Source organism: Caulobacter segnis (assembly GCF_031454995.1).
GTDB lineage: Bacteria > Pseudomonadota > Alphaproteobacteria > Caulobacterales > Caulobacteraceae > Caulobacter > Caulobacter segnis_E.
On sequence record NZ_JAVDRV010000002.1, the window covers coordinates 908554 to 921823 of the forward strand.

Consider the following 13270-nt stretch of genomic DNA (forward strand, 5'->3'; position numbering starts at 1 on the left):
GTATTCCGCCCAAGGGTCCCGTTCGATGCGATTCCCCGCCCGCCGCGCCGTTGTTTCCGGCCTAGGCCTCGCCCTGCTGGCCGCCTGCGGCAAGAAGCCAGACAAAGACGCCAGCGGCTGGGAGCGGATCAAGGCGTCCGGAACCCTTCGCATCGGCCTGGAAGGCACCTATCCGCCGTTCAACTTCCAGGGGGCCGATGGCCAGCTGACCGGCTTCGAGGTGGATTTCGCCAAGGCGCTGGCCGCGCAACTGGGCCTGAAACCCGAGTTTCGCCCCGCGCCGTTCGCGGGTCTCCTGGGCGCCCTGGAGTCCGGCCGCGTCGATGTCGTGATCAACCAGATCACCATCACGCCCGACCGCAAGGCCAAGTACGACTTCTCCGAGCCCTACACGATCTCGGGCATCCAGATCATCACCCTGAAGGCCAAGCCAGGCCCCAGCAAGCCCGAGGAGCTGGCCGGCAAGAAGGTCGGCGTGGGTCTGGGCACCAACTACGAGCAATGGCTGCGCGCCAATGTGCCGACGGCCGACGCGCGCACCTATGACGACGATCCGACCAAGTACCAGGACCTGAAGGCGGGCCGCATCGACGCCGTGCTGAACGACCGCCTGGTCGCCGCCGACTTCGTCAAGACCTCGCCCGAGTTCGTCGCCTCCGGCCCGCCGTTCGCCGCCCAGGGCGCGGGCGTGGCCATGAAGAAGGACGCGGCGCTGAAGGTCATCATCGACCAGGCGATCGACGCCCTGCGCGCCAGCGGCAAGCTTTCGGCGATGTCCCAGCAATGGTTCGGCATGGACGTCACCCGATAGGATGGATACGGGCCTTGATCTCCTGCGCCAGTCCGCGCCGCTGCTGCTGAAGGGCGCGGGCTACACCGTCCTGCTCAGTGTCATCGGCATGGGCGTCGGCGTCGTGCTGGGCTTTGGCCTGGCGCTGATGCGCCTGTCACGGTCGCCTTTGTTGCGCTGGCCGGCCGCCGTCTATGTCTCGGCGTTCCGGGGCACCCCGCTCTTGGTGCAGCTGTTCCTGATCTATTACGGCCTGCCGCAGTTCGGAATCGAGATGCCGGCCCTGGCGGCCGCCGGCATCGGCTTTTCGCTGAACGTCGCCGCCTATGCCTGCGAGATCCTGCGCAGCGCCATCGCCGCCGTGGACAAGGGCCAGTGGGAAGCCGCGACCGTCCTGGGCATGAGCCGCGGGCAGACGCTGCGACGCGTGATCCTACCGCAGGCCGCCCGAACCGCCGTCGCGCCGCTGTCGAACAGCTTCATCAGCCTGGTCAAGGACACCTCGCTGGCCGCGACCATCCAGGTGCCGGAGCTGTTCCGCCAGACCCAGCTGATCACCGCGCGCACCTACGAGATCTTCACGATGTATCTGGCCGCTGCGGCCATCTACTGGGTCGTTTCCACCGTGCTGGCGGCCGGCCAGCACCGCCTGGAGCGCCGCGCCTCGGAGGGCCGTCGATGAGCGCGATCGACGCCAAGGGCCTGAGGAAGAGCTTTGGCGACACGCCGGTGCTGGCGGGCGTCGACCTGACCGTCTCGCCCGGCGAGGTGGTGGCGATCATCGGCCCCAGCGGGTCGGGCAAGAGCACCTTGCTGCGCTGCCTGGCGGGCTTGGAGCCGCTGAATGGCGGAGACTTGACCATCGCGGGCGTCACCGCCGGCGGCAAGACGCCGCTGGCCAAGACCCTGAACGGCCGGGTCGGCTTCGTCTTCCAGGGCTTCAACCTCTTCCCGCACCGGACGGCGCTGGAGAACGTGATCGAGGGCCCGATCGTCGTTCGCAAGGCCTCGCCGGCCGAAGCGCGCGCCAAGGGCTTGTCTCTGCTGGAGAAGGTGGGCCTTTCGGATCGCGCCAACGCCTACCCGGCCGCCCTGTCGGGCGGTCAGCAGCAGCGCTGCGCCATCGCCCGGGCGCTGGCCATGGATCCCGAGGTCATCCTGTTCGACGAGCCGACCTCGGCCCTCGATCCCGAATTGGTCGGCGAGGTCTTGGCGGTGATCCGGGATCTGGCGGTCGAACGCCGGACCATGGTCATCGTCACCCACCAGATGGATTTCGCGCGAGATGTCGCGGACCGCACGATTTTCATGGACGGCGGCGTGATCGTGGAGCAAGGACCTTCACGCTCGCTTCTCGCCTCGCCGCGCGAGGAGCGGACGCGGCGTTTCCTGGCCAGATCGGGCGTGTTGCGGTAGTTCTTTGGTAGCCATAATTTGGCCCACGGGACGCTTCACGACCTGTGCGTCTACGCCGAGTGTTTCCCATGGCGAGGACAGCGTGAAGCCTTACATCGAACTCAAGGGCGCCTCGGGCGCCGTCTATCGTTACAAGCTCGCCGACAATGGCGACCCGGCGACCACCATCGCCGGCAATTACGTTTATCTGGACTCCAAGGGGACCGTGGTCTTCGCGGGCGAGGCCAACAACCTCATCGACGCCAAGAACCGCTGGTCTGAAGCCTATGCGCGCCACGGCGCGACGTGGCTCTACACGCGCCTCAACGTCTCGGGCGCTTCGCGGGCGGACGAATATTCCGACATCGTGATCGCCCTGCAGCCGGTCATGAACAAGGCCGACTGAGGCTGAAGGCTGCGGCCGGGCGCGGACGCGGCTAAGGTCGTGAACGATGCGCCCGGAGATTCTCTTCCCCCTGTTCACCTCGGTGTCCACGCTCAAGGGCGTGGGCCCCCGCGTCGCGCCGCTGGTCGAGAAGCTGGCCGGGCCGATCGTGCGCGACGTGCTGTTCACCGCCCCCACGGGCCTGATTCGCCGAAGCGTCACGACGGTCGACCAGGCGATCGAGGGCCAGGCGCAGACCTTCGTCGTGACGATCGACGTCCACCAGCCGCCGCATCGCCTGGGGCACCCGTGGAAGATTCGCGCCTGGGACGGGACAGGCTTCCTGACGTTGATCTGGTTCAAGGGTCATGGCCCGCACCTGGAGCGCCAGCACCCCAAGGGCGCGCGGCGGGCGGTCAGCGGCAAGGTCGAGCGCCCGGAAGGCTTCGCCTCCGAGCTCCAGATCGCTCACCCCGACTACATCGTCGCCGAGGAGCGCGCGGGCGACATTCCCGAGGTCGAGACGGTCTATCCGGCCACCGCCGGCCTGCCCTCGCGCACCTTCCGCAAATTCGCCCTGGAGGCGCTGGAGCGCGCCCCCGAGCTGCCGGAGTGGCAGGACGCGGCCTGGCGCGAGCGCGAGCGCCTGCCGGAATGGCGCGAGGCGCTTGCCGCCTTGCATGCCCCGGCCAGCGAAGCCGACCTGTCGCCGTTGGCCCGCCCTCGCAGACGCCTGGCCTATGACGAGCTCCTGGCCCACCAGCTGGCCCTGGCCCAACGCAAGGCCGCGCGGCGGTCATATCCCGGCCCGCTGATTCCCGCGGGACCGCTGTCCGAGGCGGCGGAGAAAGCCCTGCCCTTCAAGTTGACCGGCGCCCAGATTCGAAGCCTGTCCGAAATCCGCGGAGACCTCATCTCAGGCGAACGGATGAGCCGTCTGCTTCAGGGCGACGTCGGCTCGGGCAAGACCGTGGTGGCGATGCTGGCCATGGCCGACGCGGCCGGCGCTGGCCTGCAGTCGGCCCTGATGGCGCCGACCGAGATCCTGGCCCGCCAGCACTTCGAGACCATCGCCGCGCCGCTGGGGACGCTGGGCCTGTCGGTGATCCTGCTGACCGGGCGCGACAAGGGCGCGAGTCGCGCGGCCAAGCTCGCCGGTCTCGCGGACGGGACTCACCACATCGCGGTCGGCACCCACGCCCTCTTCCAAGACGATGTGACCTTCAAGTCCCTGGCCCTGACCATCATCGACGAACAGCACCGCTTCGGCGTCAACGAGCGCCGGCGCCTGCAGGACAAGGGCCCTCCCGACGTCGACTGGGGAGTCCATCTGCTGGCCATGTCGGCCACGCCCATTCCGCGCACCCTGGAGCTGACCGTCTTCGGCGACCTCGACGTCTCTCGCATCGACGAAAAGCCGCCCGGCCGCACGCCCGTCGCCACTCGCGCCGCGCCGACCCCGCGCGTGCCCGAGATCGTCGAGCGCCTGCGCGCGGCGATCGCCGGCGGCGCCCAAGCCTTCTGGATCTGCCCCCTGGTCTCGGAGTCGGACAAGGTCGACCTGCGCGCGGCCGAGGACCGCGCCGCCGACCTCGCCCGGCATCTGCCCGGCGTTGGCCTGGTGCACGGCCAGATGCCGCCGGCCGAGAAGGACGCGGTCATGCAGCGCTTCGTCGACGGCGAGGTCAGCGTGTTGGTCGCCACCACGGTCGTCGAGGTCGGGGTCAACGTGCCCAACGCCAGCATCATGGTCATCGAGCACGCCGACCGCTTCGGCCTGGCCCAGCTGCACCAGCTGCGCGGCCGTATCGGCCGGGGCACGCGCGAGAGTTCCTGCGTGCTGCTCTACGATCCGCCGCTGTCGGACGTGGCCCAGAAGCGGCTCGACATCCTGCGCCGCAGCGATGACGGCTTCGAGATCGCCGAGAAGGATCTGGAGCTGCGCGGCGGCGGTGATCCGCTGGGCCTGAAGCAGAGCGGCTTCCCCGCCTATCGCCTGGCCGATCCCGTCGCGCACCGCGACCTGATCGCCGTGGCCGCCGACGACGCCCGGCTCATCCTGGCGCGCGACCCCGAGCTCACCTCGCCGCGCGGCCAGGCGCTACGGATGCTGCAGGAGCTGTTCGACTGGAAGCCGGCCTCGTCGCTGAACGAAGCGGGCTAACTAGTGCGCCGCCGCGCCCTTGCGGTGATGCCAGAGGTGCATAACGCCGGCCAGGACGCCGCCGATCGCTAGACCCACGACCGCCGAGCCGAGCGCGAAAGCCAGCCAACCCGTCACCGCCCCGACTCCGGGCGCCTGACCGGCCCAGTGCGAGAAGCCCTCGACCCAGCGCGGCACGGGCGTCAGGTGGAAGTGCTCCAGGCCGTGGACGATAATGCCGCCACCGACCCACAGCATGGCCGCCGTGCCGATCACCGTCAGCGCCTCCATGGTCCACGGCATGGCCTTGACCAGACCCCGGCCGAAGCCGCGCAGGCTCTGAACCTTGCCGCGCGACAGGTGCAGGCCGATGTCGTCCATTTTCACGATCAAGGCGACGACGCCGTAGACGCCGATAGTCAGGAGCACGCCGACCAGGGCCAGGGCGCCAGCCTGGATGGCCAGCGGTTTGTCGGAGACGTCGGCCAGCGCGATGGCCATGATCTCCGCCGACAGGATGAAATCGGTGCGGATGGCGCCGGCCACCTTCTGCTTTTCGAGTTCAGGCCCGCTCAGCGCCAGTTCCTCGATCGCCTCGCCCTCATGCTGAGGGGTGAAGGCCTCCAGGATCTTCTCGGTGGCCTCGAACGCGAGATAGGCGCCGCCGCACATCAGGATCGGCGTCACCGCCCACGGCGCGAACGCCGACAGCAGCATGGCGCCGGGGAGCAGGAACAGGAGCTTGTTGCGCAGCGAGCCCAGCGCGATCTTCCAGACGATCGGGAGCTCGCGGTCGGGCGTGAAGCCCATGGCGTAGCCGGGCGTCACGGCGGTGTCGTCGACCACCACGCCCACGGCCTTGGAGCCAGCCTTGCCAGCCGCGCCGGTCACGTCGTCCAGCGAGGCGGCGGCCAGCTTGGTGATACCGGCGACGTCATCGAGCAGCGCGGCGAGACCGGAGGGCATGGGTGATCCTGAACAGCAAAAGGAGAGTCCGTGCCTAAGGCGCGCCGGGCTCGTCGTAAAGACGAGGACCTCTTGCCTGACGCCGGGTCAAGGCTGGAAGCTGGCTCGCCATGGATGTCGCCGCCGCCCTGGACCGCCTCGCCCCACGCCTGTCGCCCGCCGCGACAAGCGCCCGCGACGCCCGCCGACTGTCGGGCGGCGCCAGCCTGGAGACCTGGGCGTTCGACCTGGACGACGGGACGCCGCTGATCCTGCGTCGGCGGCCCGATGGCGCCCTACCCAGAGACACCGCCTTGCCGCTCGCCAGCGAAGCCGCCCTGATCCGCGCCGCCGATGCGACCGGCGCGCCCGCTCCCCGTGTCATTCGCGTTTGCGAACCCAACGATGGCCTCGGCGAGGCCTATGTCATGCGCCGCCTGGAAGGCGAGACCCTGGGTCGCCGCATCGTCCGGGACCAAGCTTTCGCCAACATTCGCCCGGGCCTGGCGCGCCGCTGCGGCGAGGTGCTGGCCCGGATCCACGCCATTCCGACCGAGGGCTTGCCGCCGCTCGCCACCTCCGACGCCCGGGGCGAACTGGCGCGCTACGAAGGACTCTACCGGCAGATGGGCGCCCAGCGACCGATCTTGGAGGCGGCCTTCCGCTGGCTGGAAAGCATCGCCCCGCCGCCGCCCGAACGTCCCGTGCTGGTCCACGGCGACTTCCGCAATGGCAATCTGATGATCCATCCAGATCTGGGCCTGGTCGGCGTTCTGGATTGGGAGCTGGCGCACCTTGGCGACCCCGCCGAGGACCTGGGCTGGATGTGCGTCAATTCCTGGCGCTTCGGCGAATGGCGAAAGCCCGTCGGCGGCTTTGGCGACTATGCCGACCTGCTGACCGGCCACGGCGAGGACATTTCGCTGGAACGCGTGAGGTTCTGGCAGGCGCTGGGCTCCCTGAAATGGGGCGTCATGTGCCTGATGATGTACCAGAGCTTCGCGGCCGGCGCGGATCGGTCGATCGAGCGCGCCATGATCGGCCGGCGGACCAGCGAGACCGAAATAGACCTCGTCGCCCTGATGGAGGCCGCATGATCAGCCATCCGACCGCCGCCGAGCTTTCCGAAGCCATCGCCGCCTTCGACGTCGGGCCCGCCGCGCCGGGCGACGCCCGCCATGTCTTTCTCGCTCGCGTCGCCGACAACGCCCGCGCCACGGTGGCGCGCGAAGCCGAGCACGGGGCGAGATTAGAGGCCGAGGCGACCGAGCGGCTCAAGGCGCTGCTCGGGCGCGACGGCGAGTTCGCCGCGTTGAACGCCGAACTCTGCGAGGCGCTGCGGAACGGCCGCCTAGCGCCCATCGATCCGGAGCTTCTCGCGCACCTGCGCGCCACGGCGATCGGACAGATTACGATCGACCAGCCGACCTACGGCGGCTTGGAGGCGCTATTGGCCTCCGGCTGAGACCGCGACCTTGGCGCGCTCCAGAGCATCCGCTTCGAGGTCGGCGTAGAACAGGTTGAAGGCGTCGACCTTGCGACGGTCGGCCCACGAGCCGTTATCGCGCAGCGAACTCGACTTCGGCTTGCTGGTGCGCAAGATCCCGTTCTCGCAGCGGGCCGAAACCTGGCGCTGCAGGAACGGAGGGCGAGCGCCCCAGTCGAGCCCCGTGGCGTTGGCGGCGCCGAGGTTCAGCCGCGCCGGCGCCCGCTCCAGCGAGGTCCCGCCCAGAAGTGGGTTGAAGCACAGCGGCGCGCGGCCCTCGAGGTTCACCAGCTGGTCGGAGCGATCCCAGATCAAAGAGCGCCCGATCACCTCCTGCACCCGCTGGAAGTCGCCTTCCGGCGCCGAGATCCAGGCGGCGACACATCCCGCCCGCGCCCTGCGATCGCAGGCCGGCAACGGCGCGGTCGGCATATATTCGTCCGCAGGAACGGGTGTCTCGATCAGATAGGCCGCGACGAGCCGGCGCTTCAGCTCGGGTTTGGCGGCGATCTCTTCGCTGAGAAGACGCGCCGCCAGCGAGCCGCCCTGCTCCACGCCAACGACGATGAACGGCCGGTCCGGGCCATAGCGGACGCGATAGGCGCGGAAGGCCTGCAGCACGTCGCCATAGGCGAAGCGCCTCGCCTCGCGGGCGTCGTCTCGCAGGGTCAGGTAGGTGTAGAGACTGGCCTGGCGATAGCGCGGCGCGAAAATGCGGCCCACGCGATCGAACGGTCCGGCATAGTTGGGCAGCACCACCCGTGACAGGAACCGCGCCGCCTTGGGCTGGTCGATGCCGCCGTTCCAATCCCGCCCACCGTCGAAAGTCGTCGGATGGACAAAGAACACGTCGACGGGTCGATCAGCGGGCGGAACGGCTTCTGGGTGGCGCGGCAGCAGGGCCCAGGACTCCCGCTTGCCGTAGTCCGGCGCCGGCGGCGGGTGATAGGTCAGGAACGGGACCTTGGGATCCAGGGCGTTACTGAGGATGTCATAGCGCCAGAAAAAGGCCGCCGACAGGATCAGCGCCAGGAACAGGACGACGCCCGCGAAGATCCAGCGCTTGAAGCCTTTGAGAGCCATGAGCCTCTCGGTACATCAAGCGCCGGACGGAATTAAGCCCCTTCCTGGCCGATGATCGCGACAGAGCAAACATTGCTCGCCGGCGCGCCGCCCAGGTTGTGGGTCATGCCGAAGACGGGATTGGCCAACTGGCGCTCGCCCGCGCGGCCCTGCAGCTGCAGGTACATCTCGTAGAGCATCCGCAGGCCGGAGGCGCCGATCGGGTGGCCGAAGCATTTGAGGCCCCCGTCGATCTGGCACGGCACCCCGCCGTCGGCGTCGTAGAAGCCGTCCAGCACGTCGCGCCAGCCCTGTCCCTCCGGCGAGATGAACAGGTCCTCCATCGTCACCAGCTCGGTGACCGAGAAGCAGTCGTGGACCTCCATCATCGAGATCTGTTCACGCGGGCGCTCGATGCCGGCCTCCTTGTAGGCCTTGCCGGCGGCGATGCGGGCGGTGTGGAAGTGGCTGCCGTCCCAGCCGTTGTACTGGCTTTCGTACCCATTGGAGACCGACAGCTGCAGCGCCTTGACCGTGACAAGGTCGTGCTTGCCGAGCGCGCGAGCGATCTCGGGCGTCGTGACGATCGCGGCCGCGGCGCCGTCCGAGACCCCGCAGCAGTCGAACAGGCCGAGCGGTTCGGCGATCATCGGCGCGTTCAGGGCCTGCTCCTCGGTGATCGGCTTGCGCAGGTGGGCCTTGGGGTTCTTGGCGCCGTTGGCGTGGCTCTTGACCGAGACGTGAGCGATGGCGCGCTTCAGGTCATCCTTGGACACGCCGTGCTTGGCCCGATAGGCGCTGGCCAGTTGCGCGAAGTTGCCCGGGGCCGAGCCGTTCGGCATCACCTGCGGGCTCAGCGTGCCGGGATTGGCGACCGGCAGGCCGCCATAACCGGTGTCCTTCAGCTTCTCGACGCCGACCGCCAGGGCGATGTCTGCCGCGCCGGCCGCCACGGCGTAGACCGCGCCCCGGAAGGCTTCCGAGCCCGAGGCGCAGAAGTTCTCGACCCGCGTCACCGCGATGTTGGGCAGGCGCAGGGCGATCGACAGCGGCGTGCCGCCCTTGCCCGAGCCGATCTCGTCGATGTGGGTCGAAAACCAGGCCGCGTCGAGCTGGGTAGGCTCGATCCCGGCGTCTTGCATGGCTTCCAGATAGGCCTCGACCATCAGGTCGTCAGGGCCGGCGTCCCAGCGCTCGCCGAACTTGCTGCAGCCCATCCCGAGGATGGCGACCTTGTCCCGGATCCCTTGCGGCATCTTCGCCTCCTATTCCGCCGCCTGGGCGGTGCTGTTGGCCACGGCGGCGCGATCCGGCGTCGCCTTCCAGAAATAGCGAACGAAGCCGCGCTTCTCGTCGACCTCCTTGATGCGGAACACCATACGCACCGGCAATCCGGTCTCGACATCGCCCGGCGCGACGTCGGTGATATCCATCATGATCCGCCCGCCGCCCTCGAACACGACCATGCCGTAGTGGTTCGGCGGCGACATGGAAAAGGTCAGGTAATCAGCCGAGTAGCTCAGAATGCTCGCGCGGCGTTCGGCGAACTTGTAGGGCTCCTGAGTGTCGACGGCGGGGTTGTTCGGCGCGACCGAGATGCGGGTGCGCGGAAACTGGACGACGCCGGTCTCGCGACAGCGGCCGCCGACCAGGCCCAGGATCATGTCCTCGTTGCGGTAGAGGGTCGTCAGCGCGGTCTTGTTGTCCTTCTCGGCCCGCATGCCCTTGTCCCATTCGACAAGGCCATTGAAGGTCAGGAATTTCAGGTAGTTGGTCTCTTCTTTTCGATCGGCGAGCGAACCGGTGACGCCCCGCGCGGGGCGACGGCCTTGTCCCGTGGCGCGGAACACCAGGGCTTCCGCGCCCTGTCCGAATTGAGCCACGAGGATCACCTCGTTTTCACGAGCGTTTTCAAGCGCGTGCGCCAACATCATCGGACCGTGCGCGCAGCCCGCCTCGCCCATCACGGCGGCGAGATTGTCACGCACCGCCTCGGCCTTGATCCCCACGGCCTTGGCCACGCTCGCGGCCATGCCAGAAAAGGTAGATGGAAAGCAAAAATGGTCGACTTGATGGGCACTTATGCCAGAAACTTCAAGCGCCTTCATGATCGCCGGAGGGACTAGTTTGACGATACCCTCGTCACGGATCCAGCGCTCCTCCCAATAGTAGTCGAAGCCGCCGTCGTCCCCGCGGAAGTGATCGACGAAGTCGTCGGTGACGCTGCCCCTTCCCAGGAGCTCGGCCGCGCCCGGACCTTCGCTGACCACGAAGGCCGCCGCGCCGTCGCCGAAGTCCAGTTCCTGGGCCGAAGCGGCGCGGGCCCTCCGATGCTCACCCGCGGTGACCAGGGCCGCTTTTGTCCCGCCGCCAGCGACGGCGGACAGGGCTTGGGCCAGGGCGGTCAGGCCGCAGCGCTGCGAGCCGGTGACGTCGGTCGCGGCGATCGATTTCTCGAGCGTCAACGCGGCCGAGACGATCCCGGCGTTCAGCCGATCGGCGAACGGCGCCGTGGTGGAGGCGAAATAGAGGGCGTCGATGTTGGAGCGGTCGTCGTCGGGGCCCAGCGCGTCGCGCGCCGCCTCGACCGCCATGGTCAGGGCGTCCTCGTCCCAATTGGCCATGGACCGTTCGCCCTTGCCCTTGGCCTTGAGGTTCGGCGCGACCCAGGCGTTGGCCTCGGTCACGGCCTTGCGGCTCAGACGAAGACGCGGCGCATAGGCGCCCCAGGCGGCGATGCCGACCATGTTTCGCTCCCTGTTGTTCTTCTGGAGCGAGCCTAGGCCCTGGCGTCGGCGGCGTTCAACCCTGCCGCTTCGTCAAGCGCCCCCCGCCTCCGGTGAGCGCATCCGTTCCATCCTGAAGCCCATGCCGATGACCCGGGCCGGCAAGCGGCGCAGAACCGGAAACCAGCCGAAGGCCTTGAACGCCAGGTTCGGCTTGACGGTTTCGGCGCGTAGAACCCGGCTGATCAGGCGCCTTTGCACGAAGACCTGGAGCGCCTGCGCGAGCTTCACCGCGGGTTCTCGACGCGCCTGAACCGCTTCCACCCGGCGGTCGAGCGCGGTGTCACCCTTGTCGAAGACGTCGTGAAGCAGATTAGCGGCGGCGATGGCGTCTTGAATGGCGAGGTTGATGCCAACGCCCCCGACTGGCGACATGGCGTGGGCTGCGTCGCCGATGCAGAGCAAGCCTGGTCGCCACCACCGCTTCAGGCGATCCACCTTGACCGTCAGCAGATGAACGTCGTCGAAACTCTTCAGTTCGTCGACCCGATCGGCGATCGCGGGCCCCGCGCTGGCGACTTCGCGACGGAAAGCATCGATCCCGGCCGCCTGGATCGCCGCGAAACCGCCCTTCGCCGCGACGTAGCCACACTGGTAGTAGCCCTCGCGCGGGATGCTGATGAACATGCGCCCTTGACTGATCCTGCCGAGCGGCGCGTCCGGGGGATCTTGGGGTTTGCGCGACAGCCGCATCCACAGCACGTCCATCGGCGCGCCGAGGTCCCGGACTTCCAAGCCTGCTTGTTCGCGCACGATCGAGCCGCGCCCATCGGCGGCGATCACCAGCCGCGCACGCACTTCGACAGGCCCATCGGGGGTTTCGGCCAGCACGCCGACGATCCGTCCGTCGGCCGACACGATGTCCGTCGCCCTGGCGTCCATGAGCAGCTTGAAGCCGGCGAAACGGCGAGAGCGCTCGACCAGAAAGCTCAAGAAATCCCACTGCGGCATGAAGGCGATGAATTTAGCGGCGGTGGGCAGATGCCGGAAGTCGGCTAACGGCACGATCGCGCCACCGACCTCCGCGGACAGCGCGCTCACCTCGGTGTGAGGCAGCTTCAGGAAGTCGTCGAGCAGTCCAAGGTCGGCCATCGCCTGCAGCGTTGAAGGATGGACGGTGTCACCTCGGAAATCGCGTAGAAAGTCGCCGTGCTTTTCCACCACCAACACTTCGACGCCCGCGCGCGCCAGAAGATGCCCGACCATGACCCCGGCCGGACCGCCGCCAACGATACAGCACTGGACCCGGATCGGCTCTGGCAAGGCGTCCTCCCGTCAGCGGTAGGGATCGTCGGTGTTCAGGTAGCCCGCCACATAGTCGGCGACGCCGTCCTCCAGCGAGGTCATCGGCGCGTTGTAACCGGCGGCGCGCAGGCGGCTCATGTCGGCCTGGGTGTAGTACTGGTACTTGCCGCGCAGCACCTCGGGCATGTCGATATAGGTGATGTCCGGCTGGCGGCCGACCGCCTCGAACGTCGCCACCGCCAGGTCCCGGAACGACCGGGCCTGGCCCGAGCCCAGGTTGAAGACGCCGTTGACGGCCGGACTCTTGGCCAGCCAGGCCACCACGTCGACCACGTCGCGGACATAGACGAAGTCGCGCAGCTGGCCGCCGTCCTCGTAGTCGGGGTTGTGGGACTTGAAGAGCTTCACCCCCTCGCCCGCCGCGATACGCGGCCAGATCTGGGCCACGACCGACTTCATGCCGCCCTTGTGGTCCTCGTTCGGGCCATAGACGTTGAAGAACTTCAGGCCGACCCACTGGGCGGGGGCGCGGCCACGCGCGGCCTCGCGGGCGGCGTGGATGTCGAACAGGGCCTTGGACCAGCCGTAGGCGTTCAGCGGTCGCAGGGCCTTCAGCGACGCCAGGTCGTCCTTGCCATCGAAGCCCAGGGCGCCGTCGCCATAGGTCGCCGCCGACGAGGCGTAGATCAGGCGCTTTCCGTGCAGGGCGCACCAGTCCCACAGATCGCGCGACAGCACGAAGTTGGACTGCACGATCTTGTCGGCGTCGGTCTCGGTGGTCGAGGACACCGCGCCCATGTGGACGATCAGTTCGACCTCGGCGCCGCGCTTGGCCAGCCAGTCGAACAGCTGCTCGGGGGCGACGAAGTCGGCGATCGGGTGCTTGGCGATATTGCGCCACTTGCCGCTGGCCGCGTCCCGCAGGCGGTCGCAGACCACGACGTCCAGCGCGGGGTCCTCGCAAAGCTTCGCGACGATGTTGGAGCCGATGAAGCCGGCCCCGCCGGTGACGAGAACGATACGCCGGCTCATG

Annotated in this window: 13 protein-coding genes; 7 read left to right on the plus strand and 6 right to left on the minus strand. The window is 68.3% G+C overall.

Going from position 1 to position 13270, the window contains the following annotated elements:
- Nucleotides 1-25: 25 nt before the first annotated feature.
- The 5 genes from tcyJ to recG all read left to right on the plus strand — a co-directional run bounded on the left by tcyJ (nt 26) and on the right by recG (nt 4734).
- On the plus strand, nt 26-811 hold the full coding sequence (gene tcyJ / locus J2728_RS10340; protein ID WP_309998840.1) for a cystine ABC transporter substrate-binding protein: 786 nt from the start codon (nt 26-28) through the stop codon (nt 809-811).
- A 1-nt stretch (nt 812) separates the two neighbouring features.
- Nucleotides 813-1472, plus strand: a complete 660-nt coding sequence (gene tcyL / locus J2728_RS10345) for a cystine ABC transporter permease (RefSeq protein ID WP_309998841.1) — start codon at nt 813-815, stop codon at nt 1470-1472.
- Nucleotides 1469-2206: an amino acid ABC transporter ATP-binding protein gene (locus tag J2728_RS10350; protein WP_309998843.1), complete on the plus strand. Its 738-nt coding sequence runs from the start codon at nt 1469-1471 to the stop codon at nt 2204-2206. The genes tcyL and J2728_RS10350 overlap by 4 nt, the downstream gene beginning before the upstream one ends.
- 82 nt (nt 2207-2288) lie before the next feature.
- On the plus strand, nt 2289-2591 hold the full coding sequence (locus tag J2728_RS10355) for a hypothetical protein (RefSeq protein WP_309998845.1): 303 nt from the start codon (nt 2289-2291) through the stop codon (nt 2589-2591).
- A gap of 46 nt (nt 2592-2637) precedes the next feature.
- A complete protein-coding gene (gene recG / locus J2728_RS10360) occupies nt 2638-4734 on the plus strand; it encodes an ATP-dependent DNA helicase RecG (RefSeq protein WP_309998846.1) in 2097 nt (698 codons plus the stop codon).
- On the opposite strand, the gene J2728_RS10365 is transcribed toward recG, so the two are convergent.
- Entirely contained in the window at nt 4735-5679 is a 945-nt protein-coding gene (locus tag J2728_RS10365) for a DUF808 domain-containing protein (RefSeq protein ID WP_309998848.1), read from the minus strand.
- Nucleotides 5680-5789: 110 nt separating this feature from the next.
- Here J2728_RS10365 and J2728_RS10370 point away from each other — a divergent pair, with 110 nt between their 5' ends.
- Both J2728_RS10370 and J2728_RS10375 read left to right on the plus strand, forming a co-directional pair.
- Nucleotides 5790-6755, plus strand: a complete 966-nt coding sequence (locus tag J2728_RS10370; RefSeq protein ID WP_404979734.1) for a phosphotransferase family protein — start codon at nt 5790-5792, stop codon at nt 6753-6755.
- Nucleotides 6752-7123: a DUF6285 domain-containing protein gene (locus J2728_RS10375; protein WP_309998850.1), complete on the plus strand. Its 372-nt coding sequence runs from the start codon at nt 6752-6754 to the stop codon at nt 7121-7123. Before J2728_RS10370 ends, J2728_RS10375 begins: the two co-directional genes overlap by 4 nt.
- On the opposite strand, the gene J2728_RS10380 is transcribed toward J2728_RS10375, so the two are convergent.
- The 5 genes from J2728_RS10380 to rfaD all read right to left on the minus strand — a co-directional run bounded on the left by J2728_RS10380 (nt 7106) and on the right by rfaD (nt 13269).
- Nucleotides 7106-8227, minus strand: coding sequence for a DUF3089 domain-containing protein (locus tag J2728_RS10380; protein WP_309998851.1), 1122 nt, complete (start codon nt 8225-8227; stop codon nt 7106-7108). The two genes, J2728_RS10375 and J2728_RS10380, sit on opposite strands and share 18 nt — an antisense overlap.
- A gap of 32 nt (nt 8228-8259) precedes the next feature.
- On the minus strand, nt 8260-9462 hold the full coding sequence (locus J2728_RS10385; protein ID WP_309998852.1) for an acetyl-CoA acetyltransferase: 1203 nt from the start codon (nt 9460-9462) through the stop codon (nt 8260-8262).
- A gap of 9 nt (nt 9463-9471) precedes the next feature.
- Nucleotides 9472-10953 (minus strand): hydroxymethylglutaryl-CoA synthase family protein, encoded by a 1482-nt coding sequence (locus tag J2728_RS10390; RefSeq protein ID WP_309998853.1) that lies wholly within the window; start codon nt 10951-10953, stop codon nt 9472-9474.
- A gap of 72 nt (nt 10954-11025) precedes the next feature.
- Nucleotides 11026-12255, minus strand: a complete 1230-nt coding sequence (locus J2728_RS10395; protein WP_309998854.1) for an FAD-dependent oxidoreductase — start codon at nt 12253-12255, stop codon at nt 11026-11028.
- Nucleotides 12256-12267: 12 nt separating this feature from the next.
- Nucleotides 12268-13269, minus strand: coding sequence for an ADP-glyceromanno-heptose 6-epimerase (gene rfaD, locus J2728_RS10400; RefSeq protein WP_309998857.1), 1002 nt, complete (start codon nt 13267-13269; stop codon nt 12268-12270).
- Nucleotide 13270 lies beyond the last annotated feature (1 nt).

Coding starts and splice junctions, on each gene's coding strand:
- tcyJ (WP_309998840.1), top strand. CDS start 26: ATGCGATTCCCCGCCCGCCGCGCCGTTGTTTCCGGCCTAGGCCTCGCC.
- J2728_RS10380 (WP_309998851.1), bottom strand. CDS start 8,227: ATGGCTCTCAAAGGCTTCAAGCGCTGGATCTTCGCGGGCGTCGTCCTG.
- J2728_RS10390 (WP_309998853.1), bottom strand. CDS start 10,953: ATGGTCGGCATCGCCGCCTGGGGCGCCTATGCGCCGCGTCTTCGTCTG.
- J2728_RS10375 (WP_309998850.1), top strand. CDS start 6,752: ATGATCAGCCATCCGACCGCCGCCGAGCTTTCCGAAGCCATCGCCGCC.
- recG (WP_309998846.1), top strand. CDS start 2,638: ATGCGCCCGGAGATTCTCTTCCCCCTGTTCACCTCGGTGTCCACGCTC.
- J2728_RS10385 (WP_309998852.1), bottom strand. CDS start 9,462: ATGCCGCAAGGGATCCGGGACAAGGTCGCCATCCTCGGGATGGGCTGC.
- rfaD (WP_309998857.1), bottom strand. CDS start 13,269: ATGAGCCGGCGTATCGTTCTCGTCACCGGCGGGGCCGGCTTCATCGGC.
- tcyL (WP_309998841.1), top strand. CDS start 813: ATGGATACGGGCCTTGATCTCCTGCGCCAGTCCGCGCCGCTGCTGCTG.
- J2728_RS10350 (WP_309998843.1), top strand. CDS start 1,469: ATGAGCGCGATCGACGCCAAGGGCCTGAGGAAGAGCTTTGGCGACACG.
- J2728_RS10370 (WP_404979734.1), top strand. CDS start 5,790: ATGGATGTCGCCGCCGCCCTGGACCGCCTCGCCCCACGCCTGTCGCCC.
- J2728_RS10365 (WP_309998848.1), bottom strand. CDS start 5,679: ATGCCCTCCGGTCTCGCCGCGCTGCTCGATGACGTCGCCGGTATCACC.